This is a genomic window from Rhizobium sp. BK379, from assembly GCF_014193955.1.
Taxonomy (GTDB): domain Bacteria; phylum Pseudomonadota; class Alphaproteobacteria; order Rhizobiales; family Rhizobiaceae; genus Rhizobium.
The window spans coordinates 474,703-498,552 of record NZ_JACIAD010000005.1 but is presented as its reverse complement, the minus strand read 5'-3'; the positions used below and the strand labels follow the sequence as shown (position 1 = coordinate 498,552).

At 59.7% G+C, this 23,850-nt stretch carries 26 protein-coding genes; 15 read left to right on the top strand and 11 right to left on the bottom strand.

Annotation, left to right across the window (positions count from 1 at the left end; all coding sequences use genetic code 11):
* Positions 1–351 precede the first annotated feature (351 nt).
* From FHT93_RS24040 to FHT93_RS24025, 4 genes are all read left to right on the top strand, one after another.
* Positions 352–1,299, top strand: coding sequence for an ornithine cyclodeaminase family protein (locus FHT93_RS24040; RefSeq protein ID WP_183849743.1), 948 nt, complete (start codon positions 352–354; stop codon positions 1,297–1,299).
* A gap of 5 nt (positions 1,300–1,304) precedes the next feature.
* Positions 1,305–3,761: an ATP-dependent helicase HrpB gene (hrpB, locus tag FHT93_RS24035; protein WP_183849741.1), complete on the top strand. Its 2,457-nt coding sequence runs from the start codon at positions 1,305–1,307 to the stop codon at positions 3,759–3,761.
* Positions 3,762–3,821: 60 nt separating this feature from the next.
* Positions 3,822–5,132: an ActS/PrrB/RegB family redox-sensitive histidine kinase gene (locus FHT93_RS24030; RefSeq protein WP_183849739.1), complete on the top strand. Its 1,311-nt coding sequence runs from the start codon at positions 3,822–3,824 to the stop codon at positions 5,130–5,132.
* 68 nt (positions 5,133–5,200) lie between these two features.
* Positions 5,201–5,779 (top strand): ActR/PrrA/RegA family redox response regulator transcription factor, encoded by a 579-nt coding sequence (locus FHT93_RS24025; protein WP_025670009.1) that lies wholly within the window; start codon positions 5,201–5,203, stop codon positions 5,777–5,779.
* On the opposite strand, the gene FHT93_RS24020 is transcribed toward FHT93_RS24025, so the two are convergent.
* Together FHT93_RS24020 and FHT93_RS24015 are read right to left on the bottom strand one after the other, a co-directional pair.
* Positions 5,780–6,274, bottom strand: coding sequence for an MmcB family DNA repair protein (locus FHT93_RS24020; RefSeq protein WP_029869106.1), 495 nt, complete (start codon positions 6,272–6,274; stop codon positions 5,780–5,782).
* A gap of 9 nt (positions 6,275–6,283) precedes the next feature.
* On the bottom strand, positions 6,284–6,454 hold the full coding sequence (locus tag FHT93_RS24015; protein WP_162710101.1) for a hypothetical protein: 171 nt from the start codon (positions 6,452–6,454) through the stop codon (positions 6,284–6,286).
* Between the two features lie 2 nt (positions 6,455–6,456).
* Here FHT93_RS24015 and FHT93_RS24010 point away from each other — a divergent pair, with 2 nt between their 5' ends.
* On the top strand, positions 6,457–7,137 hold the full coding sequence (locus FHT93_RS24010) for a L,D-transpeptidase (RefSeq protein WP_112545010.1): 681 nt from the start codon (positions 6,457–6,459) through the stop codon (positions 7,135–7,137).
* A 78-nt stretch (positions 7,138–7,215) separates the two neighbouring features.
* On the opposite strand, the gene FHT93_RS24005 is transcribed toward FHT93_RS24010, so the two are convergent.
* From FHT93_RS24005 to hslV, 6 genes are all read right to left on the bottom strand, one after another.
* Entirely contained in the window at positions 7,216–9,387 is a 2,172-nt protein-coding gene (locus FHT93_RS24005; RefSeq protein ID WP_183849737.1) for a malate synthase G, read from the bottom strand.
* A gap of 88 nt (positions 9,388–9,475) precedes the next feature.
* Positions 9,476–10,888 (bottom strand): cytochrome P450, encoded by a 1,413-nt coding sequence (locus tag FHT93_RS24000; protein ID WP_183849761.1) that lies wholly within the window; start codon positions 10,886–10,888, stop codon positions 9,476–9,478.
* Positions 10,889–10,935: 47 nt separating this feature from the next.
* Positions 10,936–11,883, bottom strand: coding sequence for a DUF1402 family protein (locus FHT93_RS23995; protein ID WP_183849735.1), 948 nt, complete (start codon positions 11,881–11,883; stop codon positions 10,936–10,938).
* Positions 11,884–12,070: 187 nt separating this feature from the next.
* Positions 12,071–13,378: an ATP-dependent protease ATPase subunit HslU gene (hslU, locus tag FHT93_RS23990; RefSeq protein WP_112545008.1), complete on the bottom strand. Its 1,308-nt coding sequence runs from the start codon at positions 13,376–13,378 to the stop codon at positions 12,071–12,073.
* On the bottom strand, positions 13,375–13,878 hold the full coding sequence (locus FHT93_RS23985) for a GNAT family N-acetyltransferase (RefSeq protein WP_183849733.1): 504 nt from the start codon (positions 13,876–13,878) through the stop codon (positions 13,375–13,377). The genes hslU and FHT93_RS23985 overlap by 4 nt, the downstream gene beginning before the upstream one ends.
* Positions 13,875–14,399 carry an ATP-dependent protease subunit HslV gene (gene hslV, locus FHT93_RS23980; RefSeq protein WP_183849731.1) on the bottom strand — a complete coding sequence of 175 codons (525 nt, stop codon included), beginning with the start codon at positions 14,397–14,399 and terminating at the stop codon, positions 13,875–13,877. The genes FHT93_RS23985 and hslV overlap by 4 nt, the downstream gene beginning before the upstream one ends.
* 177 nt (positions 14,400–14,576) lie before the next feature.
* Here hslV and hisB point away from each other — a divergent pair, with 177 nt between their 5' ends.
* From hisB to coaA, 9 genes are all read left to right on the top strand, one after another.
* Entirely contained in the window at positions 14,577–15,185 is a 609-nt protein-coding gene (gene hisB, locus FHT93_RS23975) for an imidazoleglycerol-phosphate dehydratase HisB (RefSeq protein WP_112545005.1), read from the top strand.
* Positions 15,186–15,205: 20 nt separating this feature from the next.
* The gene (locus tag FHT93_RS23970) at positions 15,206–15,676 is read left to right on the top strand and encodes a DUF2628 domain-containing protein (protein WP_112970645.1); all 471 of its coding nucleotides are present in this window, start codon (positions 15,206–15,208) and stop codon (positions 15,674–15,676) included.
* On the top strand, positions 15,676–16,326 hold the full coding sequence (gene hisH, locus FHT93_RS23965; RefSeq protein ID WP_183849729.1) for an imidazole glycerol phosphate synthase subunit HisH: 651 nt from the start codon (positions 15,676–15,678) through the stop codon (positions 16,324–16,326). Before FHT93_RS23970 ends, hisH begins: the two co-directional genes overlap by 1 nt.
* A gap of 68 nt (positions 16,327–16,394) precedes the next feature.
* Complete coding sequence (locus FHT93_RS23960; protein WP_112545002.1) at positions 16,395–16,577, top strand: hypothetical protein; 183 nt, start codon at positions 16,395–16,397, stop codon at positions 16,575–16,577.
* Positions 16,577–17,131, top strand: a complete 555-nt coding sequence (locus FHT93_RS23955; protein WP_183849727.1) for a hypothetical protein — start codon at positions 16,577–16,579, stop codon at positions 17,129–17,131. The genes FHT93_RS23960 and FHT93_RS23955 overlap by 1 nt, the downstream gene beginning before the upstream one ends.
* 5 nt (positions 17,132–17,136) lie before the next feature.
* The gene (hisA, locus tag FHT93_RS23950; RefSeq protein ID WP_183849725.1) at positions 17,137–17,883 is read left to right on the top strand and encodes a 1-(5-phosphoribosyl)-5-[(5-phosphoribosylamino)methylideneamino]imidazole-4-carboxamide isomerase; all 747 of its coding nucleotides are present in this window, start codon (positions 17,137–17,139) and stop codon (positions 17,881–17,883) included.
* Complete coding sequence (gene hisF, locus FHT93_RS23945; RefSeq protein ID WP_112970649.1) at positions 17,883–18,671, top strand: imidazole glycerol phosphate synthase subunit HisF; 789 nt, start codon at positions 17,883–17,885, stop codon at positions 18,669–18,671. Before hisA ends, hisF begins: the two co-directional genes overlap by 1 nt.
* Positions 18,672–18,687: 16 nt before the next feature.
* Positions 18,688–19,011, top strand: a complete 324-nt coding sequence (locus tag FHT93_RS23940) for a phosphoribosyl-ATP diphosphatase (protein WP_183849723.1) — start codon at positions 18,688–18,690, stop codon at positions 19,009–19,011.
* Positions 19,008–20,003 carry a type I pantothenate kinase gene (gene coaA / locus FHT93_RS23935; RefSeq protein ID WP_112544997.1) on the top strand — a complete coding sequence of 332 codons (996 nt, stop codon included), beginning with the start codon at positions 19,008–19,010 and terminating at the stop codon, positions 20,001–20,003. The genes FHT93_RS23940 and coaA overlap by 4 nt, the downstream gene beginning before the upstream one ends.
* A 13-nt stretch (positions 20,004–20,016) precedes the next feature.
* Here coaA and FHT93_RS23930 read toward each other — a convergent pair whose 3' ends face one another.
* The 3 genes from FHT93_RS23930 to FHT93_RS23920 form a co-directional block, all read right to left on the bottom strand.
* Positions 20,017–20,628 (bottom strand): alpha-ketoglutarate-dependent dioxygenase AlkB, encoded by a 612-nt coding sequence (locus FHT93_RS23930; RefSeq protein ID WP_183849721.1) that lies wholly within the window; start codon positions 20,626–20,628, stop codon positions 20,017–20,019.
* Position 20,629: 1 nt separating this feature from the next.
* The gene (arfB, locus tag FHT93_RS23925; protein WP_112970651.1) at positions 20,630–21,067 is read right to left on the bottom strand and encodes an alternative ribosome rescue aminoacyl-tRNA hydrolase ArfB; all 438 of its coding nucleotides are present in this window, start codon (positions 21,065–21,067) and stop codon (positions 20,630–20,632) included.
* Positions 21,068–21,164: 97 nt separating this feature from the next.
* Positions 21,165–22,775 carry a phosphoenolpyruvate carboxykinase gene (locus FHT93_RS23920; RefSeq protein ID WP_183849719.1) on the bottom strand — a complete coding sequence of 537 codons (1,611 nt, stop codon included), beginning with the start codon at positions 22,773–22,775 and terminating at the stop codon, positions 21,165–21,167.
* 336 nt (positions 22,776–23,111) lie between these two features.
* Here FHT93_RS23920 and FHT93_RS23915 point away from each other — a divergent pair, with 336 nt between their 5' ends.
* Complete coding sequence (locus tag FHT93_RS23915) at positions 23,112–23,849, top strand: response regulator transcription factor (RefSeq protein ID WP_210295463.1); 738 nt, start codon at positions 23,112–23,114, stop codon at positions 23,847–23,849.
* Position 23,850: the final 1 nt, after the last annotated feature.

The window sequence follows — 23,850 nt, the reverse complement described above, 5'->3', positions numbered from 1 at the left end:
TTGATTTCTTTAGAACGAGAGACTTCGTCGCCAGCAGCGCCGCCGCCCTCGTCAGTGAGTGGGCTTATAATCCTCACACACCGAAACAGTCAACACCACCAATCCAACTTTTTTGACATTTTTGTAACAGGTTGATTTTGCTTGCTGTTTTTGAGCGCTCGGTCACACGGGCCAATTTGCCGGTCAAAATCGCCCGGTTTCGGATCGGTTTTCGCTCGATACGGTCAAGCAGTCTCGATTTTGGGTGCCCTCCTTATATGGGAAGCATGGCCCCGAATTCCAACCGCTTGCCTCGACCGCCCCAATCGGTAGTCTGAAACAGTCATATCCAAGCCGATACGGAGTTTCAGAATGCTTGTCCTCGATGAAGAACAGACGCGATCCGCACTGCCCTGGGCGGAGCTTATCGACGCCATCGAGGCAATGTTTCGAAGCACCTGCGTCATGCCCGTTCGCCATCACCACGATATGGAGGTCCCCGGGGAAGAGAATGCCACTCTTCTGTTGATGCCGGCCTGGCTCCCCGGGCAGTATACGGGCATCAAGACTGTTTCCGTCTTTCCCGGCAATGTTCGCCGAAGCCTTCCGGCGATTTTCGGAAGCTATCTGCTCTCCTCTGCAGCAACCGGCCAGATGCTGGCGGTCATCGAGGGCGGAGAGCTCACGGCACGCCGGACCGCAGCGACCTCGGCCCTGGCGTCGCGCTATCTTTCCCGGTCGGACGCCGAGGAAATGCTGGTCTGCGGTACCGGCCGACTTTCACTCAACCTCATGCAGGCACATGGGATAGCCAGACCGATCCGGCACTACCATGTCTGGGGACGCAATAACGAAGCGGCGGAGAAGGTAGCCGAGGAGGCGCGAGCACTTGGGCTGCAGGCCGAAGCTGTGAGCGATCTTGGAGCGGCGGCGAAAACGGCCGATATCATTTCCTGTGCGACGCTCTCCAGCGAGCCGCTTATTCGTGGCGAGTGGCTTAAGCCCGGTGCCCATCTCGACCTTGTCGGCGCTTTCAAACCCAGCATGCGCGAGAGCGACGATGATGCCGTGCGTCGCTCCGCCGTATATGTCGATACGAGAGCCGGCGCGCTCAGCGAAGGTGGCGACATCATGCAACCGCTGAAGAACGGGGTATTGAAAGCAGACAATATACGCGGCGAGCTCGCAGAACTGATCGCTGGCACCTGCGGTAGACGGAAGGACGATAAGGAAATCACGCTCTTCAAATCCGTTGGTGCAGCGCTCGAGGATCTGGCCGCCGCCATCCTTGCCTATGAAATGGCGACGGGCGGAAAGTGAAGACCATGCCTTCTTTGCCGGAGCTTCCGGTTTCGCATGTGCTGCCCGATATCAGCGCGGCGCTCGGCAAGGAGAAGCGCGCCGTACTTTCGGCTCCTCCGGGCGCCGGGAAAACGACGCTGGTACCGCTTCATCTGCTTGGCCAGGCCTGGCGCGGCGACGGGAAGATCATCCTGCTGGAGCCCCGCCGGCTGGCGGCACGCGCCGCGGCAAGCCGGATGGCGTCTCTGCTCGGGGAGCAGGTGGGCGAAACGGTCGGCTACCGCATGCGCCTGGACAACAGAATGTCGGCAAGGACGCGGATCGAGGTTGTCACCGAGGGAGTCTTCGCTCGCATGATCCTCGATGATCCCGAACTTTCAGGCGTCTCCACCGTCATCTTTGACGAATTTCACGAGCGGTCGCTGGATGCCGATTTCGGTCTTGCGCTGGCGCTTGACGTTCAATCGGCGCTTCGCGACGATCTTCGAATCCTTGTGATGTCGGCAACGCTTGATGTCGAGCGGGTGGCTGCGTTGCTTGAACATCCGCCTATCATCGAAAGCATGGGGCGAAGCTTTCCGATTGATATCCGCTATCAGGACCGACCGGGCGGCGAGCGAATTGAAGACGCAGTGGTGCGGGCGATCGCGGGTTTTCACGCGAGCGAAACCGGATCGATCCTCGCTTTCCTTCCCGGTCAGGCGGAAATCACACGGACGGCAGAGCGACTAGAGGGGCGGTTCGGCGCCGAGACGCTGATTACACCGCTCTACGGCAATCTCAGCCAGAAGGAGCAGGATACGGCGATCCGCCCTGCGGCACCGGGTACCCGCAAAATCGTGCTTGCGACCTCGATTGCCGAAACCTCGATTACCATAGACGGGGTACGGATCGTGATCGACAGCGGGTTGCAGCGGCTGCCCGTCTTCGAGGCATCGACGGGCATCACGCGGCTGGAAACCGTGCGCGTGTCGCGCGCTTCGGCCGATCAGCGTGCTGGCCGCGCCGGAAGAACGGAGCCAGGCATCGCCATCCGTCTATGGCACCAAGGCCAGACGGCGGCGCTCCCGGCCTTCACCCCACCACAGATCCTTTCGAGTGATCTTTCCGGTCTCGTACTCGATCTTGCCTCTTGGGGCGTCCAGGACACAAAATCGCTCGCCTTTGTCGATCAGCCACCGGAGACGACGGTCAGGGAAGCCCGTGCGCTGCTGATGCAGCTCGGGGCGCTGGACAAGGACGGCGCATTGACGGCGCGCGGAAAGGTGATGCGCGACCTCGCGCTGCCACCGCGGCTGGCTGCCATGGTGGTCTCGGCTGGTGAATCAGGTCATGCCAAGGATGCGGCGCTGATCTCCGTGCTTTTGACCGAGCAAGGGCTCGGCGGCACCAGCCTCGATCTGGAAGAGCGCCTGCGACGGTTCAAAGGCGAAAAAGGCGAAAGGGCAGAGGCTTCGAGGCGGCTCGCGGGAAGGCTCTCGGAAGGCTTCAACAAGGTTTCAAGTGCTGAACCTGCGCTCGCAGGAAGGCTTCTGCTGCACGCTTTCCCGGATCGGGTCGCACTTCAGCGCGGCGCGCGCGGGCGATATGTCATGGCGAATGGCCGCGGCGCGGAGCTGGCGGAGACCGAGCGGCTGGCCGGCAGCCAGATGCTGGTCATTGCCGATCTGACGGGCCGGGCCGCGCAGGGGAGAATTCTGGCGGCAGCGGACATCTCCCGTGCCGACATCGAGGTTGAACTGCCGGGCGAAATCCGGACGGACGACCAGACCTTTTTCGACAGGCAGAGCCGGCAGGTGCGGGCACGCCGGGCCACAAGGCTCGGAGCGATCATCTTCGAGGAAGCGCCGCTTCCGCGCCCCTCCGGCGAGGCGGTGGTGCGGGCGCTTGCGCAGGGATTGCAGGAACTAGGGCTCGATCAGCTTCCCTTTTCCAAGGAGGCCCTGCAACTTCGGGAGCGAATCGGCTTCCTGTATCGGACGATCGGTGAACCGTGGCCCGATATCAGCGATGAAGCACTACTTGACCGGATGGAAGACTGGTTCATCCCTTTCCAAACGGACGCGCGAGGGCTTTCGGATATTTCCGTCTCCGGGCTCTCCAACGGGCTGATGGCACTCGTGCCGCACGATCTGCAGCGCGATCTCGCACGGCTTGCTCCAACGCATTTCGAGGCACCAACGGGGCAGCGTCATCCGATCCAGTACGACGGCGAAGAACCAACGCTGACGATCCGGGTTCAGGAGCTCTTCGGTCTCAAGCAGCATCCGGCGGTCGCTGGGGGACGATTGCCCCTGCTTCTGGAGCTTACTTCTCCGGCCCACAGGCCGATCCAGACGACCCGCGACCTGCCCGGTTTCTGGGCGGGCTCATGGAGGGATGTGCGTGCTGACATGCGTGGGCGCTATCCGAGACATCCCTGGCCGGAGAGGCCTGACGAAGCGGCGCCAACGACAAGGGCAAAGCCCCGTGGTACATAATCTGCCGTCCTTGGAGCGCCGGCGTCGATGCTGTGAGAGTGTGGGCAGTAGGAGTATGGCGTGATCGAGAAGACCGAGATCCAGACACAGGAAGACAGGCTGAGCAGCCGCCGGCTGCGGTTGCAGACTTTGGTGCGATTGCGGTGGCTGGCAGTCACCGGCCAGGCGGTAACGGTCGTCATCGTCGCCTTCCTCTTGAAATTCCCCCTGCCGCTGGTTGCCAGCTGCTCGCTGATTGCGGCACTCGCCTGGGTGAATTTCTATCTGATGATCCGCTATCCGCCGACCCACCGGCTTGAGCCACCTGCCGCTTTTGCGCTTTTGGGTTTCGATCTTCTGCAGCTCTGCGCGCTGCTCTTCATTACCGGAGGTCTGGCCAATCCCTTTGCAGCTCTGGTCTGCGTACCCGTCATCATTTCCTTCGCCTCACAGCCGATCCGCTACAGCACCGCATTGATCGGCTTTGCGATGGTCTGCATTACCGTGCTTGCCTTTTCGCCCTTCCCGCTTCCGTGGTTCGACGGGATGGAAATCAATGTGCACAATGTCATGCAGTTCGGCGTCTGGTGCTCGATCGCCTCGACGATGGCCTTCGCCGCCTTCTATGCCTACCGGGTGTCGATGGAAGCGAGCCAGCTTGCTGACGCGCTGGCAGCAACTGAGCTTGTGCTGCAGCGGGAGAAGCATCTTTCGCAGCTCGACGGGCTTGCCGCTGCGGCAGCCCATGAGCTCGGCACGCCGCTTGCCACGATCAGTGTCGTTGCCAAGGAAATGGAGCGCGAGCTCAAGAATGACGACCGGTTCCGCGAGGATGTGCAGCTCCTGCGCAGCCAGAGCGAGCGCTGCCGCGATATCCTTCGCCGGCTGACGACGCTCTCTGCCGAGGGCGATGCGCATCTGCGGCGGCTACCGCTCTCCTCGATGATGGAGGAGATCGTGGCGCCGCATCGCGAATTCGGTATCAATTTGGAGTTGATTGAGAAGAGCCCGCGCAGGGGCGAGCCTGTTACCGACCGCAATGCCGGCATCATGTACGGGCTCGGCAACCTCGTCGAGAATGCCGTCGACTATGCGCGGGAGAAGGTGACGGTCACGGTGGAGCACGATCACGAAAAGGTGCTCATTGTCATCGAGGATGACGGCAACGGTTACGCGCCTGATATTCTCACGCGGATCGGCGAACCCTATGTTACCAAACGGCAGAAGGAAGATATGGCTGGAGGCCTGGGACTGGGGCTTTTCATCGCCAAAACGCTGCTGGAGCGCTCCGGTGCATCCTTGATTTTCGAAAACCGCGAACCGGAAAACGCCGGTGCTCGCATTCGAATCGAATGGCCACGCGTATTGATGGACGCAAATTCGACAAAATGACTTTGTGGGCATAAACAGGATATGAGCGGTTGACGCATTTCGGACATTCAACCGTCGGGACCGTAGCGATGACAGATCAGAATCACGAGATTTCCGCCGGCTCCAACGAGGAGCATATCGGGCCTGACCCGAGCCTGCTGATCGTCGACGACGACGGCCCCTTTCTGCGTCGCCTGGCGCGGGCTATGGAGGCGCGCGGCTTTCATGTGGAAACGGCCGAATCGGTGGCAGAAGGTGTGGCCAAGTCCAAGGGCCGGCCGCCGAAATATGCGGTGGTCGACCTAAGACTCGGCGACGGCAATGGCCTCGATGTCATCGAAGCGATCCGCCAGCGGCGTGACGATACGCGAATCATCGTGCTCACGGGCTACGGAAATATCGCCACTGCCGTGACCGCGGTGAAGCTCGGGGCTGTGGATTACCTCGCAAAACCCGCGGATGCCGATGATGTGTTTGCCGCGTTGACGCAGCGGCCGGGAGAGAAGGCGGAACTGCCGGAAAATCCCATGTCGGCCGATCGCGTCCGCTGGGAACACATCCAGCGTGTCTATGAAATGTGCGAACGCAACGTGTCCGAGACGGCACGCCGGCTCAACATGCATCGCCGCACACTGCAGCGCATCCTCGCCAAACGCGCGCCGAAATAATCAGACGTCGTCGACGTTGAAGGGCTTGCCGTTTGCCCATTCGGCCATCATCAGCCGCTGAGCGGCTGCGCGCGAGAAGTTGAGGGTCACGGCCTTGCGGGTCGCTGGCGGCAGGCGGTGTTCAGGTGCTTCGCGCAGCATATGCGCCCCGTAACCATCTGAAAGAAAAAGGCCGCACTCTTCCGGGAAGATATCCAGGGGCACATCCTTATGTGTTGCAAAGAATAGCCTGTCGCAATGCAGGCGGTAATCCGGCCATTTGCGATCGACCTTGAAGTCTTCGATCGACGTCTTGATCTCGACGATCCAGACCTCTCCTTTTTCAGAGATCGTGATCAGATCGGCCCGGCGACCGCTCGCCAGCGGCAGCTCCGGCAGCACCGCGTGGCGCATGTCGTGAAGCAAAATCTGCATGCCACGGCGAACCATCATGGCCCTGTCCGATTGCCGGCCATCGATTAACGGATTGTTATTGTAAACGCTCAAAATCGTCATGGATAACCATCAAGTGGGGTTGGCCGTTGTTGCAAAAAAGCCATGCGCTTTTAATTTGCGGCTCAGATGGATTTTGTCGCACCGCAGCAGCCTTGCAAAGGCAAAGTTAATCGAAAATAAACCATAAATAACGATGGTCGAAAGACTATCCTCCAATTGCCCAAAACCTTCACGAGTCATCCATGCGCATCCGCAATGCATTCCCTGTATTTGGCCTGCTGGCGACCCTGGCACTGGCCGGCTGCTCCACGACGTCCGAAACCGCATCCACCGACACGGGCGCGGGTCCGACCGTTCAGACGGCACAAATCTTCAATGACGCGTATGGCGTAACGTCGGATGCCGGATACTCCCTACCGGCGATCCCGATCGACCGCGTCAAGCCGGAATTCCGCCGCCAGATCGTCAGCTACCAGAGCGACGAACGCCCCGGCACGATCATCGTCAACACGCGCGAGCGTCACCTCTATTACATCCTGCCCAACGGCAAGGCCGTTCGCTACGGCATTGGCGTCGGCAAACAAGGCTTCGCTTGGTCCGGCACGGCCTATGTCGCCTGGAAGCAGGAATGGCCAAACTGGCACCCGCCGAAGGAAATGGCCGTCCGTCGTCCTGAAATCGCCAAGTATGTCGAAGACGGTATGGGTCCAGGCCTCACCAACCCGCTCGGCGCACGCGCCATGTACCTCTTCAATGAAGAGGGCAAGGACACGCTCTTCCGCCTGCACGGCACTCCGGAATGGGCCTCGATCGGTACTGCCGCTTCGTCGGGCTGCATCCGCCTGATGAACCAGGACGTCATCGACCTCTACAGCCGCGTCCGTCCAGGCAAGACCACCTCCAAGGTCATCGTCATCCAGTAAGTTAAACACCGAATTCGGTATAAAAAAGGCCGCCGGACCTTGGGTTCGGCGGCCTTTTTGTATTCGGCATGCTCAGGCTCAGGCGGTCTGCTTCGCCTTGAGCTCGATGCGGCGGCGATGCAGGACAGGCTCGGTGTAACCATTCGGCTGCTCCCTGCCCTTCAGGACCAGATCGAGTGCCGCCTGGAAGGCGATCGAATCATCGAAATGTCCGGCCATCTGAATGTAGGCCGAATCGCCGGCATTCTGCTGATCGACGACGGCGGCCATGCGCTTCATGGTTTCGACGATCTGCTCCCTGGTGACGATCTTGTGGTGCAGCCAGTTCGCCATGTGCTGGGCGGAAATCCGCAGCGTCGCACGGTCTTCCATGAGGCCGACATTGTTGATGTCAGGCACCTTGGAGCAACCGATGCCCTGGTCGACCCAACGCACGACATAACCCAGAATGCCCTGAGCGTTGTTGTCGAGTTCACGCTGGATTTCTTCCGGAGTCCAGTTCGGCCGTACAACGACCGGCACCGAGAGAATATCGGAGAGCTTGGCGCGGATGCGGTCCTTCAGACCTTCCTGTACCTTGGCGACATTGATTTTATGATAGTGCGTGGCATGCAGAGTGGCGGCCGTCGGCGACGGTACCCAGGCGGTGTTCGCCCCCGCCTTGGGATGGGCAATCTTCTGCTCCAGCATCGCGGCCATCAGATCAGGCATCGCCCACATGCCCTTGCCAATCTGTGCGTGGCCGGAGAGGCCGCATTCGAGGCCGATATCGACGTTCCAGTTTTCGTAGGCGCCGATCCAGGCAGCCTGCTTCATGTCGCCCTTGCGGATCATCGGACCGGCTTCCATAGAAGTGTGGATCTCATCGCCGGTGCGATCGAGGAAACCCGTGTTGATGAAGACGACGCGTTCGCGGGCAGCGCGGATGCATTCCTTGAGATTGACCGTGGTGCGGCGCTCCTCGTCCATGATGCCCATCTTGATGGTGTTGCGCGCCATGCCGAGGGCATCTTCAACGCGCGAGAAGATCTCAACGGCGAAGGCGACCTCTTCTGGACCATGCATCTTCGGCTTGACGACATACATTGAGCCGGCGCGCGAATTCTTGCGGCGTCCGGAGGAGCCGACATCGTAAAGCGCAATCAAGCCGGTGATCATGGCATCCATGATGCCTTCCGGCACCTCGTTGCCATCCCGATCGACGATTGCCGGGTTGGTCATGAGGTGGCCGACATTGCGCACCAGCATCAGCGAGCGGCGATGCAGCTCGAAGGTCGCACCGCCGGGCGCTGTATAAGCGATATCAGGATTGAGCCTGCGGGTGAAAGTGGAGCTGCCCTTCGTCACTTCCTCCTGCAGGTCACCCTTCATGAGGCCAAGCCAGTTGCGGTAGACGGTGACCTTGTCCTCGGCATCAACAGCAGCAACGGAATCTTCGCAATCCATGATCGTGGTTATCGCCGATTCAAGCCAGACATCGGAAATGTGGGCCGGATCGGTCTTGCCGATCGGGGTCGACGCATCGAGCACGATTTCGATGTGAATGCCGTTATTCTTGAGAAGAATATGGGTCGGCGCGTTCGCATCGCCGCGATAGCCGGCGAAATGCTCGGCATTCTTGAGCGCGAGAGCCATGCCGTTGGTGGCGGCGATAACGAGAGCACCATTCTTCACGGCGAAAGAGCCGGCATTCTTCCAGGAGTTGCCTTCGAGCGGAACCGCGGAATCGAGAAAATCACGTGCCCAGGCGATAACTTTCTCACCACGCTTGGGATTGTATCCCTTGCCCTTTTCGGCGCCGTCCGTTTCCGGGATAGCGTCGGTGCCATAGAGCGCGTCATAGAGCGATCCCCAGCGGGCGTTGGCGGCATTCAGGGCGTAACGGGCATTCATGACGGGAACGACGAGCTGGGGGCCGGCAATGGAGGCGATCTCGGCATCGACATTGGCGGTCGAAACCTGAAAATCCGGCCCCTCGGGCAGGAGATAGCCGATCTCCTTCAGGTAGGACTGATAGGCGTCCATATCCGTCGGTGCGCCGTTCTGGCGATACCAATCGTCAATCTTTGCCTGCAGCTGATCGCGCCTCAAAAGCAGTGCGCGATTCTTCGGAGCCAGATCATGCACAATCGCCGAGAAATCGGCGAAAAGCTTGTCCGCATCGATTGCGAGGCCCGGCAACGCTTCCTTCACGAGGAAATCATGAAGGACGGCTTCGATGAAGAGACCATTCTTTTCAATGCGGCTCATGCGGTGTCTCCCTTGCAGTGGCAGCTTTTTCATGCTGCCACTTTGCCCGGCTTTCATTCACAGTCAATTCAGCAACAATTCGAAAGATTTATGCAGGCTTGGAAACAGTCCGGCGGGTCACGCGCATCGGAAGGCCGTTTTGCGGCTGCGTCGTCAGTTTCTGCACCGGCCAGGGATTCGTCTGATCGGTCGAATCGAACCGATAGCGATGCATCAGCACAGCCAATGCGATCACCGCTTCCTGAAGTGCGAATGTCGCGCCGATGCAGACTCGCGGACCGGCACCGAAGGGCAGGAACTGGAAGCGGCCAACGGAGGCGCGGTTTTCGGGAAGGAAACGTTCCGGCATGTAGGCGCGGGGCCGGTCCCAATGGAGCTCATGGCGGTGTAGTGTCCAGGGCATGACGAGCACAGTAACACCAGCCTCGATCTCGACCCGCTCGCCCTTGGGGCTGGTCCAGGAATCATCTGCAATGGCCGCGCGATTGATCGACGGGGCCGGCGGATAAAGGCGGAGTGCCTCTTCGAAGGCGGCGCGGGTCTGCGGCATCAAATCCGGCCATTCGACCGGGTCTGCGCCTGAAGCGAGGATCCTGTCGATCTCTTCTTCCATCGCCTCGCGGATATGCGGGCTGTTCGATACGCAATAGAGCGTCCAGGCGAGCGCGCGGGCTGTGGTCTCGTGGCCCGCACCGATGAAGGTCAGGATATTATCCTCGATCTCCTCCTTTGTGAGACCATCAGGACCGGCCTGCTCCAGCAGCAGGGTCAGGAAATCGTTCGGCGCGGTGCTGCGATCTGCCTTCATCTTGGCAAGCCGCATATCCATGGTGTTGCGCACGATCGCCCGGAATTTCTCCAGCACCTTCTGGCCGCCGATACGTGTCACACGTGGAACCCAGGACGGCGCCCGCAGCAGATCCATCGGATCGACGCGGCCCATGCGATGCAGCAGCTCATTGACATCATCGGCGAAGTGGCCGCTCGATGTGACGATCTCACCGGAAAACAACGTGTCTGCGAGAATGGCGAAAGTCAGCTCCGTCATGTCGGTGCTGATATCGAAAATCGTGCCGGCTTCGTCGACACCGGCATATTTGTGGACGTATTCTTCCGACTGGCGCAGCATCTGGCTGGCAAAGCCCTTGGCATGGCGGGGCGTGAAAACGGGGGCGACGGCCTTGCGCGAGCGTTTCCAAACCGAACCTTCGGCGGTCAGAAGTCCGTCGCGCAGGATCGGGCGCAGCACAAGCTGGCGGACGTCGGACATGCGGTAATTATTGGCATTGTCGACCAGCACATGCTTGATCAGCCCGGGATCGTTGGCGATCAGCGTTCGCTGCCCAAAGAAATTGGTGTAGATCCAGGGTAGCGTATAGGAGGGCTCGCCCCAGAGTTCGAGCGGGTTGCGGAAGATCGTCCTGATGATTTCGAGCCGCGAAGGCGGCACGGTGCGCGGCAGCGGTGCCGACGGTACGAAGGGGTCCGGACGCATGTCCATCAGCATAGCCTTTCCCGGGAGATATCGTCTTCCCGGCAGGCCTGAAGTTAGAGCAGGCCCTTGAGCTGGTCCAGTTTGTCGTTGATCAGCCAGCCGTAATAATTCTCTTCCGGCCAGACCGTCGTGCCGGAGGAACGATTCTTGGCAGCAAGGGCTGCGGCGCGCTGGCGGGAATTGCCGACATTATAAAGTGTGGCTGTCACCCCCGGATTGCCGGAGATATCCATGCCGGCAATCTCCTTGTAGTCGTCGATCGACCGGCGGATCGAGGCCGCGACGAAGGCGAGCGAGATGTCTGGGTCCATGATCGCTTTGTAGACGGAGCCGGCATTCTTCTCGTTAAGCTTCGGATAGCCGGAAACACGGGATACGAGATCGGACAGCATCAGAGCGGTCAGCGGATTGACCTGGCCGAGACCGAAGGTCTGGCCGGCATAGAAGGGCTGGAAGAAGACGGCGCTGAACCGATTGTTGGGGAAGCTCTTGCCATCGACGGTCTTGCCGCGGAAATCACTTTCCCAGACATCCTCACGGCAGATCCAGAGCGTGTAGGAATCGCTCTTGCCGTTGCAGGCGGCAAATTGCGGCCGGTCGACGAAATCATCGACACTCTCGCCATCATAGGCAAAACGGAAGCTCTGACCGGCATAGGACGCGGCCTTCACATAGTAGGACTGCAAGCGGTCATAGGCATCGACATTATAAGTATGTTCGCCGACGATCGCGCCGATCACATGAATGGGGTTGATACCATAGGCATTCGAAACCTTCTTGATCTTACCCATGAGTTCATGGTCGGTCGACAGGAGGTCGTACACCTTCTCATATTTGATATCGAACGTCGTCTTGGTGCCCTTGGTGCGGCGGACCGAAGCGCCTGGAATATCCGGCTGCTCGGCATGACGGTTGCCTGGCGGGACAGCCTGCGCCGCAAGCGCAGGAACCGAGCCCGCAATGGTGATGGCAATCACAAGGCTTGTCAAAAGGCGTCGCACGATCTGCTTTCCCGTCTTTCCCTGTCGTCTTCGTGTCGCGGCTGACTGGACCAGAATCTTGTCCGAATAAAGCCGTACAAAAAACAAAGCGGGCCTTTCACTAAAAAGTAAAAGGCCCGCTGTCGAGAGTTCAGATCATCAAAGTTTCTGCGTTATCTGCGCAAAGACAGGAAACGATGTTTCCCGATCACAGGATGAAGCGCGACAGGTCTGTATTCTGCGCGAGATCGCCGACATGCTCGCGTACGTAGGCGGCATCGATCTTCACATCCGTGCCGGCGCGATCCGGCGCGTTATAGGAGATGTCGTCCAGCACCCGCTCCATGACCGTCTGCAAGCGGCGCGCGCCGATATTTTCGACTGAGGAGTTCAGATGGACGGCGACATCGGCGAGCGCATCGATCGCGTCATCGGTGAAATCGAGCGTCAGGCTTTCGGTTTCCATCAGCGCCTTATACTGGCGAATGAGACTGGCCTCGGTTTCCGTCAGGATGCGGCGGAAGTCTTCCTTGTTCAGCGGACGAAGCTCGACGCGGATCGGCAAGCGGCCCTGCAATTCGGGCAGCAGATCCGACGGCTTGGAAACATGGAAGGCGCCCGAGGCGATGAAGAGGATGTGATCCGTCTTTACCGGGCCGTATTTGGTCGAGACCGTCGTGCCTTCGACGAGCGGCAGCAGGTCGCGCTGCACGCCCTCGCGGGAAACGCCGGCGCCGGCGCCGCCATCGCGAGCCGCGATCTTGTCGATTTCGTCGAGGAAGACGATGCCGTCATTTTCAACCGAGCGCACGGCCTCGCGCTGAATGACCTCATTGTCGATCAGCTTGTCGGACTCGTCGCGGACCAGGTCGGTGTAGGAGGCCTTCACCGTGGTGCGCACCTTCTTGGTGCGGCCGCCCATGGCCTTGCCGAACATTTCCGACAGGTTCAGTACGCCGATATTGGCGCCCGGCATGCCGGGAATATCGAAGCCGCCCATTCCGGAGCCGGTATCGGCTACTTCGATATCGATTTCCTTGTCGTCGAGTTCGCCATTGCGCAGCTTCTTGCGGAAGCTTTCACGCGTCGCGGGCGAGGCCGTCGCACCGACCAGCGCATCGAGAACGCGCTCTTCGGCGCTCATATGGGCCTTTGCCTGAACCTCCGTACGCTTCTTTTCGCGGATCAGGCCGATGCCGACCTCGACGAGATCGCGGATGATCTGCTCGACGTCGCGGCCGACATAACCGACTTCGGTGAATTTCGTGGCTTCGACCTTGATGAAAGGTGCACCGGCGAGCTTGGCGAGGCGACGGGATATTTCCGTCTTGCCGACGCCGGTCGGACCGATCATCAGGATGTTCTTCGGCATGACTTCGTCACGCAAGCTCGGATCGAGCTGATGACGGCGCCAGCGGTTGCGGAGCGCAATCGCGACAGCGCGTTTGGCCTCATGCTGGCCGATGATGTAGCGGTCGAGCTCGGAAACGATCTCGCGGGGAGAAAAAGTGGTCATTGTCTATCATTCTCCTGGCGGTCCAGGGCCATCAGAAGCGCCCGGCCGTAATTCGTAGTAGTTTCGCCAAGTCTTTGAAAGCCTGCCTTGGTATAGGCTCTGATTGCGAAAGCGTTGTCCGGATGCGGATCAACCAGCACGCGGTTCTTGCCCCTATCGAAAAGCGACTGGCAAAACTGCGCCATGAAGGCCGGGCCGTGACCCTTTCCCAGAAGCGCTGCGACCCCGATAAACTGATCGATGCCGCAGGTACCATCGGGCTGACCGTCCAGTGCAGCATCGTCTTCACCATCGAGATCCGCCACCTGAATGAAGGCAAAATCACTGCCGTCGAGCGTCACAATATAGGGCTCGACCGCCAGATCACGCAGATGCTCCTCGATCGAGGCCAGTGCCTCTTCCGGCTCGCTCCACCAGCGGCGGACATGCGGCCTCCCCAGCCATTCGGCCAGAAGGGGCAGATCAGCCACCGTGACGGGACGGAAGACATATTCCGTCATTCCGCGTCCAGCGTTTCCACGATGACATTGTGGTTCGTGTACACGCAGATGTCGGCAGCGATATCGAGCGCACGACGGGCGATGTCTTCGGCGGAATTGTCTGTGTCGGTAAGTGCGAGAGCCGCGGCAAGCGCGAAATTGCCGCCCGAACCGATAGCGGCAACGCCATGTTCGGGCTCCAGCACATCGCCATTGCCGGTAATGGCGAGCGTCACCGATTTGTCGGCAACCAGCATCATGGCTTCGAGATTGCGGAGGTAGCGGTCGGTGCGCCAGTCCTTGGCGAGCTCAACGGCGGCGCGCATCAGCTGACCCGGATATTGTTCCAGCTTCTTTTCAAGCCTTTCCAGAAGGGTGAAGGCATCGGCGGTCGCACCAGCGAAGCCGGCGATCACTTCGCCCTTGCCGATACGGCGGACCTTGCGGGCATTGCCCTTCATGACGGTCTGGCCGAGGCTGACCTGACCGTCGCCGGCCACCACGACCTTGCCGCCTTTTCGAACTGTAATAATTGTCGTCATCTAACACCTGTTGCCCGGCACGCGGGCGGTTCCAGCGGGCCGAACGCCGGCCCTGTTGAACCCTATGTAAGAGGGCCCGCGACGATTGCAAATGGCCTTCCTTTTCTGCCCCCACGCTTCTGGATATTTCGCAATCTGCCTGATAAGAAACCACCTTGATTTCAAGGAGAAAGCCATATGGCCGAGACCGCAGCAAGCCGCACGGGTAGTGTTTCCCGTAAGACCAATGAGACGTCCATTTCCGTTTCCGTCAATCTCGACGGCACCGGCAAATCAACGATTTCGACGGGCGTCGGCTTCTTCGACCATATGCTGGATCAGCTTTCGCGACATTCGCTGATCGATATGGAAATCGAGTCCAAGGGCGATCTGCATATCGACGACCATCATACGGTCGAGGATACCGGCATCGCCATCGGCCAGGCGATCGCCAAGGCGCTCGGCGACCGCCGTGGCATCACCCGTTATGCCTCGATCGATCTCGCCATGGACGAGACGATGACGAAGGCTGCCGTCGATCTTTCCGGCCGCCCCTTCCTCGTCTGGAACGTTTCCTTCAGCGCGCCGAAGATCGGCACTTTCGATACCGAACTGGTGCGCGAATTCTTCCAGGCGCTTGCCCAGAATGCCGGGATCACGCTGCATATTCTCAATCACTATGGTGCCAACAACCACCATATTGCAGAGACATGCTTCAAGGCCGTCGCCCGCGTTCTGCGCACGGCGACAGAGATCGATCCACGGCAGGCAGGCCGCGTTCCCTCGACAAAGGGCACGCTCGCCTGAGCCCCATCAGGGAGCGTCAGATGGCATCCAGCTACGTTTTTCTTGTTCCGCCTGATGGTCAGCGCGAGGATACGCGCACGATCCGTGACGGTTTCTCGTGGCTTGCCTTCCTCTTTCCCTGGATCTGGCTGCTTGCGCATCGCCTCTGGCTTCACGCAATCATTGCGTTTGCACTGCAGGCTATCGGCGGCGTGCTGGCGGAAGAACCAGGCTTCGGGCCGGCGGGAATGGCTCTCGCCTTCGGCGTGAACCTGCTCGTCGGGTTCGAGGGACAGAATTTCCGTATCCGCGGCCTTGCCTCCCGCGGTTGGCGCGAGGAGGTCGCAATCAGCGCTTCCTCGATCGATCTTGCGGAAGAGATCTATTTTTCCAACATCGAGACCGGCGCCGATCTGAAGGTGCCCGAATGGAACCAGGCTTCCAGTCCGCAGATGCGGCCGGGTCATTCCACTTCGCTCGGTCTCTTCGGCTTTGACGGAGGGCGCAAATAATGCGCGTCGCGATTATCGACTACGGCTCTGGCAATCTGCGCTCGGCCACCAAGGCTTTCGAACGCGCCGCCCGCGAAGCCGGCATCGAGGCCGAGATCAACCTGACCGACAAGGCCGAGATCGTTGCCGCCGCCGATCGGATCGTGCTTCCCGGTGTCGGCGCCTATGCCGATTGCCGCCGCGGGCTCGATGCCGTGCCCGGCATGACGGAAGCTTTGCTTGAGGCTGTCGAGAAGAGGGCGCAGCCTTTCCTCGGGATTTGCGTCGGCATGCAGCTCATGTCTTCGCGCGGGCTCGAAAAGACGGTGACGCAGGGTTTCGGCTGGATTCCGGGTGACGTCGTCGAGATGACGCCTGCCGATCCCGAGCTGAAAATCCCGCAGATCGGCTGGAACACGCTCAATCTGAAATATGAGCATCCGCTTTTCGACGGCATTCCGACGGGGCCCGATGGCCTGCACGCCTATTTCGTGCACTCCTACCATCTGGCAGCCGAGAATGCCGGCGATGTGATTGCGATGACCGATTATGGTGGGCCGATGACGGCCTTCGTTGGTCGGGACAATATGGCGGGTTCGCAGTTCCATCCGGAAAAGAGCCAGAAGCTCGGACTGGCGCTGATCGCGAATTTCCTGCGCTGGGCGCCGTAAGGGCTGTCTTTTAATACGCGCGCCTTATTTCCCCTATAAGTGAAGGGGTGGATACAGGAGCGTGCTCAATGCCGGCTTCGCGGAAATCAGGCAAGATATTCTACAGGCTGCGGCCGGCCAGAGAGGGCCAGCCGCCGTTCGTCGATATCCGGCTGCCTGGCGGGGTGATCATCCGCCAAGTCGATGAGACCCTGCATCGCAAAGCACTCGTGAACGCATCAAAGGCGCTCAAAGAGAGGCTCGGCGGCTGATGCAGGAGACCTTTCCGGGAAAAGAGAACCCAAGACTGCGATCGGGCGAGGTAAGCGCCGGCGATCTCGCTGAAGCGGTGCTGGAATTCTACATCGAAGGTGAAGACGATCTGATCGGCCTGCTTGCTTATGCACTTTATGAGCGCCAGAAGCGGGACTTTATCGTCAGCCATCGCAAGCGCAATGCGGGCCGCTCACCAAACGACGCGGAAATCGCGGCGGTAACGAGCAACTACCTCTCCGCCGATCTGCGCAACACCTTGCGCGACCGCGCCTCGCAGATCCTGTCAAGCTATGCCGAAATCTATGTCGAAGCCATGGAGCCGCAAATCCAGCTCGTTGCCACCAATAGCGAGGCGTTGCGTCAGGTGCGCGATATCGAAAAGTCGGTGAAGAAACGCACCGGTTTCTGGCGCCAGGTGCGGGTCGGCTTCACTGTTACGTTGCTGCTGCTGGTGCTTTTTGCCGCTCTCACCATTGCCGCTGTCTTTTTTCGTTCGGATATCGTAGATGCGTGGAATGCACTGATAGTGCCCACGACGCTACGGACCTGAGACGAATGATCCTTTTTCCCGCGATCGACCTTAAGGGCGGACAATGCGTTCGCCTGAAGCTCGGCGACATGCAACAGGCAACGGTCTACAATACCGATCCGGCTGCCCAGGCGAAATCCTTCGAAGAGCAGGGTTTCGAATGGCTGCATGTGGTCGATCTCGACGGTGCCTTCGCGGGACATTCGGCCAATGGCGATGCGGTTGAGGCGATCCTGAAGGCCACGAAAAACCCTGTTCAGCTCGGCGGCGGCATCCGTACGCTCGATCATATCGAGAACTGGCTTTCGCGTGGGCTGCGCCGCGTCATCCTCGGCACCGTTGCCGTGCGTGATCCGGCACTTGTGATCGAAGCCTGCAAGAAATTTCCGGACCATGTTGCCGTCGGCATCGATGCCAAAGGCGGCAAGGTGGCCGTAGAAGGCTGGGCGGAGGCTTCCGAACTCGGCATCATCGAACTCGCAAAGAAATTCGAGGGTGCCGGCGTTGCGGCGATCATCTATACCGACATCGATCGTGACGGCATCCTGACAGGCATCAACTGGACATCGACGCTGGAGCTGGCGGACGCCGTTTCTATTCCGGTCATCGCATCAGGTGGCCTTGCGTCGATCGATGACATCAAGCGCATGCTGCAGCCGGATGCCGGCAAGCTCGAAGGCGCCATTTCCGGCCGCGCCCTCTACGACGGCCGGATAGATCCCAAGGAGGCGCTCGATCTCATCAAGGCCGCCCGGGCCAAGGAGAATGCATAATGAGCCTGAAAGCCCGCGTGATCCCCTGCCTCGACGTCAAGGACGGCCGTGTCGTCAAGGGCGTCAACTTCCTTAATCTGGTCGATGCCGGCGATCCGGTCGAAGCGGCCAAGGCCTATGATGCAGCCGGTGCCGACGAGCTGTGCTTCCTCGACATTACCGCCTCTTCGGACAATCGCGAGACGATTTTCGATGTCGTGGCGCGCACGGCGGAGCAATGCTTCATGCCGCTCACAGTCGGCGGCGGCGTTCGCACCATTGCCGATATCCGCAAGCTGCTGCTTTGCGGTGCCGACAAGGTCTCGATCAATTCGGCGGCGGTCAACAATCCGGATTTCGTGGCCGAGGCAGCCGACAAGTTTGGCGACCAGTGCATCGTCGTGTCGATCGATGCCAAACGGCGCCTGACGCAGCAGGTCGGCGGCGACAATCTCAGTGCCTGGGAGATCTATACGCATGGCGGCCGCAACGCGACCGGCATAGACGCCGTGGAATTCGCGCAGAAGATGGTTGCCCGCGGCGCCGGCGAGTTGCTCGTCACCTCGATGGACCGCGACGGCACGAAGATCGGCTACGATCTGGAGCTGACCCGGGCGATTGCCGATTCCGTCCGCGTGCCCGTCATCGCGTCTGGCGGTGTGGGTGATCTCGACGATCTCGTGGCCGGTGTGAAGGAAGGTCATGCCAATGCGGTGCTCGCCGCGTCAATCTTCCATTTCGGCACCTATTCCGTCGGCGAAGCAAAACACTATATGTCAGAGCGCGGCATCGCGATGCGTCTCGACTGAGTTTGAAAGCAGTATCATGAGCGGATTTTCCCTTTCCGACCTCGAGCGGATCGTCGAAGAGCGGGCGAAGGCCTCTCCGGACGAATCCTGGACCGCCAAGCTGGTAGCGGGCGGACAGCAGAAAGCAGCTAAGAAACTCGGCGAGGAAGCGATCGAAGCTGTGATGGCGGCAATCACCAACGATCGCGATAACCTCACCTATGAAGCAGCCGACGTTCTCTATCACCTAATGGTCGTATTGAAGATTGCTAAAATACCGTTAGAGAATGTCATGACCGAACTTGCGCGGCGGACCGCGCAATCCGGCCTCAAGGAAAAGGCCAGCCGGCAGAATTCATGAGTATCGCGACACAGATTATCGGAGTGGCGGAAAAGCTGGATCACTTCCAGACCGCCTCCTATTCCCCCTATCACTTCTTCACATCGGAACAGTGGGCGAAGTTTCGTGCCGATACGCCGATGACGCTGACGGCCGACGAGGTCAAACGGCTTCGCTCCATGGGCGACCCGATCGACCTCGACGAAGTCAGGCGCATCTACCTGTCGCTGTCGCGCCTGCTTTCCGCGCATGTGGAATCCTCGCAGCTGCTGTTCGAGCAGCGCAACCGGTTCCTCAGTCTCTCGAACGTGACGAAGACCCCGTTCGTGATCGGCATTGCCGGATCGGTGGCTGTCGGCAAATCCACGACGGCGCGTATTCTGAAAGAGCTGCTTGGCCGCTGGCCGTCCAGTCCCAAGGTCGATCTCGTTACCACGGACGGCTTCCTCCATCCGAACGCCGTGCTGAAGCGCGAGAACCTGATGCAGCGCAAGGGTTTTCCGGAGAGTTACGACACCGGCGCAATCCTGCGTTTCCTGTCGGCGATCAAGGCCGGCCTGCCGGATGTTAGGGCACCCTCCTATTCGCACCTCGTCTATGACGTGCTGCCGGACGAGTACAAGATCGTTGACCGGCCCGATATTCTGATCTTCGAGGGCATCAACGTCCTGCAATCGCGTGACCTGCCGGCGGACGGCAAGATCGTGCCGATGGTGTCCGACTTCTTCGACTTCTCGATCTATATCGACGCCGAGGAAACACAGATCCACAATTGGTACGTCACGCGTTTCATGCGCCTCAGGGAAACGGCCTTCCGGGATCCGAATTCCTACTTCCACCGTTATGCATCGATCAGCGAGGAAGAAGCCGTTGCGATCGCAGAAGACCTCTGGGCGAACATTAATCTCAAGAACCTGCGCCAGAACATCCTGCCGACGCGGCCACGCGCCGATCTTATTCTGCGCAAGGGCAAGGATCACCTGATCGAGCAGGTGGCACTGCGCAAACTCTAGGGGTCTTCACGGGTCAAGGATTGACACGACGGAGCGTCAGGTTGATGCGTCCGCCGTTCTTCAGAAGCGTGGATGTTGCCGGATAGATGCGGTCGACGCCGTGGAAGCAGAGCCGCCCCTCCCCACCGAGAATGACAAGATCGCCGCTCGACAGCTTGAAGGACATGGTCTTGTCGTTGCGGTTCATCCCACCGACACGGAAGAGGCAGGCGTTGCCGAGGGAAATCGACACGACCGGCGCCTTCAGATCGTTCTCATCCTTGTCCTGATGCAGACCCATGCGCGCCTCGTCGGAATAGAAATTGACGAGGCAAGCTTCGGGCGGTTTGTCGTAACCCGAAACGTCATGCCAGATATCAAGCAATTCAGAAGGTATGGCCGGCCATGGCCTACCGGTTGCCGGATGCATCGGTTGATAGCGATAGCCTCGCTCCTTATCCGTGACCCAGCCGAGCGAACCGCAATTGGTCATCCGCACCGACATCGGCTTGCCGGTACCGGGCATGACTGGCACGTAGAGCGGCGCTTCTGCGACGATGGTCCTGATGATGCCGACCAGTGCCTCCTGGCGGGCACGATCCAGATATTCCGGAAGATGGCGAATGCCGCTCAAAAGTTCCGGCATGTCACTCCCCGCCGCCCAGGCGGCCACGCATCTTCTTGACTTCAGACCGGCCGGATTTTTCCTTCAGCCGTCGTTCGATCGAGCCCTTGGTCGGTTTTGTCTTCTTGCGTGGCGGCGGTGGCGGCTTGGCGGCCTCCAGGACCAGCTCCTTCAGCCGCTCGCGCGCATCCTCGCGGTTGCGGTCCTGGCTGCGGAACCGACTTGCCTCGATCATCAATACGCCGTCCTTCGACATGCGCCTGCCGGCAAGCTTGATCGCATTAGCCTTCACTCGCTCGTTGAGTGAAGGCGAATTCGGGATATTGAAGAAAAGCTGGACGGCGGTCGACACCTTGTTGACGTTCTGCCCGCCAGGACCGCCCGCCAGAACGAACTGTTCCGTCAGCTCCCATCCGGCGATGGTGATCCTGTCGTTGATGTAGAGCGCGTCGCTGGCCATACCGCCTTCTAGCGCATAATCACTGCGAATTGAAAGCGGTGAAACCCGGCACAGGCGCGACCGGGTTTCACGTGAATCGACTGGTTCGGGTACCGAGTTACTCGGCTGCGACCTTGATGCCGGGCGCTGCATCGCGCACGCCGCCGTCGACATGGCTTTCGAACTTGGCGAAGTTGGCGATGAACATGGAGACCAGCTTTTCAGCCTGCGCGTCATAGGCCTGCTTATCGGCCCAGGTCGAGCGCGGATCGAGGATGCCCGTATCCACGCCTTCGACTGCGACCGGAACGGCAAAGCCGAAATTCGGATCGGCGCGAAGCTCGACCTTGGCAAGCTCGCCCGAAAGGGCGGCCGTCAGCAACGCACGGGTTGCCTTGATGGGCATGCGCTTGCCGATGCCATACGCGCCACCAGTCCAGCCGGTGTTGACCAGCCAGCATTCAACGCCGTGGCGGCCGATCAGCTCCTTCAGCAGATTGCCGTATTCAGCCGGATGACGCGGCATGAAGGGTGCGCCGAAGCAGGTCGAGAACGTTGCTTCCGGCTCGATTACACCCTTTTCGGTGCCTGCCACCTTGGCAGTGTAACCGGAGAGGAAGTGGTACATGGCCTGCTCTGGCGTCAGCTTGGCGATCGGCGGCATGACACCGAAGGCATCGGCCGTCAGCATGATGATCGTCTTCGGATGAGGCGCAAGGCCGGTTTCGGATGCGTTCGGAATGAAATCCATCGGGTAGGCGCAGCGCGTGTTTTCCGTCAGCGACGCATCGTCGAAATCCGGCTCGCGGTTTTCGTTGAGAACGACGTTTTCAAGGACAGTGCCAAAACGCTGTGTCGTGGCATAGATTTCCGGTTCGGCCTCTGCCGAGAGGCGAATGGTCTTGGCGTAGCAGCCGCCTTCGAAATTGAAGATGCCGTTTTCGCTCCAGCCGTGTTCGTCATCGCCGATCAGGGTGCGTGCCGGGTCAGCCGAAAGGGTCGTCTTGCCGGTGCCCGAGAGACCGAAGAAGACGGCAGCATCGCCTGCCGGGCCGACATTGGCCGAGCAGTGCATCGGCATGACGCCCTTTTCCGGCAGCAGGTAGTTCAGCACGGTGAAGACGGATTTCTTCATTTCGCCGGCATAGGAGGTACCGGCGATCAGCACGATGCCGTTGGTCAGATCACAGGCGATCACCGTTTCGGTGCGGCAACCGTAACGCTCCGGATCGGCCTTGAAGCGTGGCAGGTCGATGATCGTCAGCCTCGGCGCAAAGCCTGCGAGTGCATCAGCCTTCGGACGGATCAGCAGGTTGCGGATGAAAAGCGAGTGCCACGCGAATTCGGTCACAACGCGGGTCGGCAATGCGTGGCCCGCGTCGGCGCCGCCGACGAGATCCTGCACGAAGAGGTCCTTGCCGGCAGCATGGGCCAGCATATCCTTGTGCAGCAGCGCGAAATGCTCCGGCGACATCGGCTTGTTGTTATCCCACCAGATCAGTGCGTCGGTATTCCCATCGCGAACGACGAACTTGTCGCGCGGCGAGCGGCCCGTGTGTTGCCCAGTCGTGGCACGAAGGGCGCCTTGTGCTGTCAGTTCGGCTTCTCCCCGGCGAATCGCCTCCTCATAGAGAAGAGCTGCGGACAGGTTGTAACGTACGCTGCGTACGTTGCTGAAACCGATCGTCGCCAGCTCGATTGCCTGGTTATGAACTCCGAACGTCTCCATAGCTTTTTCCTTCGCTGAGGCGCCTTGGCCGTTAAATTATCGCGAAAGTAAAAGGAGAAATTTTAAATGGCAATAGGGATAATCGTAGAAAAGATAATAATATCAAATAATTAATCGATTTAAATTCCGATAATTCTTTTTAAATCGTTTGAAGACCTCCTGTTGAAACAACTTGTCGCACTACTGTCGATTGTGGCTTGCAGTGGCTGGCAATCTACCCCTTTATCTTTGCCACAATTTGTTCCACCTTTATCCTCCATAAGCGCACCCGGTCACGAAGACCGCCTGGGGACGACCAATCCGGGAGATTGCGCACTGATGACGGAGACCAACACCATGCCGACAATCGCGCTCGTTGACGACGACCGCAACATCCTCACTTCCGTGTCGATTGCACTGGAAGCTGAAGGATATAAGGTCGAGACCTATACGGATGGCGCTTCAGCGCTGGATGGTCTGCTCGCTCGCCCGCCGCAGCTAGCAATCTTCGATATCAAGATGCCACGAATGGACGGCATGGAGCTGCTGCGCCGCCTTCGCCAGAAATCGGACATGCCCGTCATCTTCCTCACTTCCAAGGATGAAGAGATCGATGAGCTCTTCGGCCTGAAGATGGGCGCCGACGATTTCATTACCAAGCCTTTTTCGCAGCGTCTGCTGGTCGAGCGTGTTCGCGCCGTTCTGCGCCGCGCGTCGAGCCGTGAGGCAGCCGCAGCTGGCGGCGTCGCTACCGTCGGCACGCCGAAGGCGGGCGCGGTTCAGCAGGCCCGTTCGCTCGAACGCGGCCAGCTTGTCATGGACCAGGAACGCCACACCTGCACCTGGAAGGGCGAGGCAGTCACCCTCACCGTCACCGAGTTCCTGATCCTGCATTCGCTGGCCCAGCGTCCGGGTGTGGTGAAAAGCCGCGACGCCCTGATGGATGCCGCCTATGACGAACAGGTGTATGTTGATGACCGCACCATCGACAGCCACATCAAGCGGCTGCGCAAGAAGTTCAAGATGGTCGACACTGACTTTGATATGATTGAAACGCTTTACGGTGTGGGTTACCGCTTCCGCGAAGCAGCCTGAC

Bases quoted from the DNA above. Each gene is read 5' to 3' on its own strand.
- FHT93_RS24040 (WP_183849743.1), top strand. From the start codon at position 352: ATGCTTGTCCTCGATGAAGAACAGACGCGATCCGCACTGCCCTGGGCG.
- hrpB (WP_183849741.1), top strand. From the start codon at position 1,305: ATGCCTTCTTTGCCGGAGCTTCCGGTTTCGCATGTGCTGCCCGATATC.
- FHT93_RS24025 (WP_025670009.1), top strand. From the start codon at position 5,201: ATGACAGATCAGAATCACGAGATTTCCGCCGGCTCCAACGAGGAGCAT.
- FHT93_RS24020 (WP_029869106.1), bottom strand. From the start codon at position 6,274: ATGACGATTTTGAGCGTTTACAATAACAATCCGTTAATCGATGGCCGG.
- FHT93_RS24015 (WP_162710101.1), bottom strand. From the start codon at position 6,454: ATGACTCGTGAAGGTTTTGGGCAATTGGAGGATAGTCTTTCGACCATC.
- FHT93_RS24010 (WP_112545010.1), top strand. From the start codon at position 6,457: ATGCGCATCCGCAATGCATTCCCTGTATTTGGCCTGCTGGCGACCCTG.
- FHT93_RS24005 (WP_183849737.1), bottom strand. From the start codon at position 9,387: ATGAGCCGCATTGAAAAGAATGGTCTCTTCATCGAAGCCGTCCTTCAT.
- FHT93_RS24000 (WP_183849761.1), bottom strand. From the start codon at position 10,888: ATGGACATGCGTCCGGACCCCTTCGTACCGTCGGCACCGCTGCCGCGC.
- hslU (WP_112545008.1), bottom strand. From the start codon at position 13,378: ATGACCACTTTTTCTCCCCGCGAGATCGTTTCCGAGCTCGACCGCTAC.
- FHT93_RS23985 (WP_183849733.1), bottom strand. From the start codon at position 13,878: ATGACGGAATATGTCTTCCGTCCCGTCACGGTGGCTGATCTGCCCCTT.
- hslV (WP_183849731.1), bottom strand. From the start codon at position 14,399: ATGACGACAATTATTACAGTTCGAAAAGGCGGCAAGGTCGTGGTGGCC.
- hisB (WP_112545005.1), top strand. From the start codon at position 14,577: ATGGCCGAGACCGCAGCAAGCCGCACGGGTAGTGTTTCCCGTAAGACC.
- FHT93_RS23970 (WP_112970645.1), top strand. From the start codon at position 15,206: ATGGCATCCAGCTACGTTTTTCTTGTTCCGCCTGATGGTCAGCGCGAG.
- hisH (WP_183849729.1), top strand. From the start codon at position 15,676: ATGCGCGTCGCGATTATCGACTACGGCTCTGGCAATCTGCGCTCGGCC.
- FHT93_RS23960 (WP_112545002.1), top strand. From the start codon at position 16,395: ATGCCGGCTTCGCGGAAATCAGGCAAGATATTCTACAGGCTGCGGCCG.
- FHT93_RS23955 (WP_183849727.1), top strand. From the start codon at position 16,577: ATGCAGGAGACCTTTCCGGGAAAAGAGAACCCAAGACTGCGATCGGGC.
- hisA (WP_183849725.1), top strand. From the start codon at position 17,137: ATGATCCTTTTTCCCGCGATCGACCTTAAGGGCGGACAATGCGTTCGC.
- hisF (WP_112970649.1), top strand. From the start codon at position 17,883: ATGAGCCTGAAAGCCCGCGTGATCCCCTGCCTCGACGTCAAGGACGGC.
- FHT93_RS23940 (WP_183849723.1), top strand. From the start codon at position 18,688: ATGAGCGGATTTTCCCTTTCCGACCTCGAGCGGATCGTCGAAGAGCGG.
- coaA (WP_112544997.1), top strand. From the start codon at position 19,008: ATGAGTATCGCGACACAGATTATCGGAGTGGCGGAAAAGCTGGATCAC.
- FHT93_RS23930 (WP_183849721.1), bottom strand. From the start codon at position 20,628: ATGCCGGAACTTTTGAGCGGCATTCGCCATCTTCCGGAATATCTGGAT.
- arfB (WP_112970651.1), bottom strand. From the start codon at position 21,067: ATGGCCAGCGACGCGCTCTACATCAACGACAGGATCACCATCGCCGGA.
- FHT93_RS23920 (WP_183849719.1), bottom strand. From the start codon at position 22,775: ATGGAGACGTTCGGAGTTCATAACCAGGCAATCGAGCTGGCGACGATC.
- FHT93_RS23915 (WP_210295463.1), top strand. From the start codon at position 23,112: ATGCCGACAATCGCGCTCGTTGACGACGACCGCAACATCCTCACTTCC.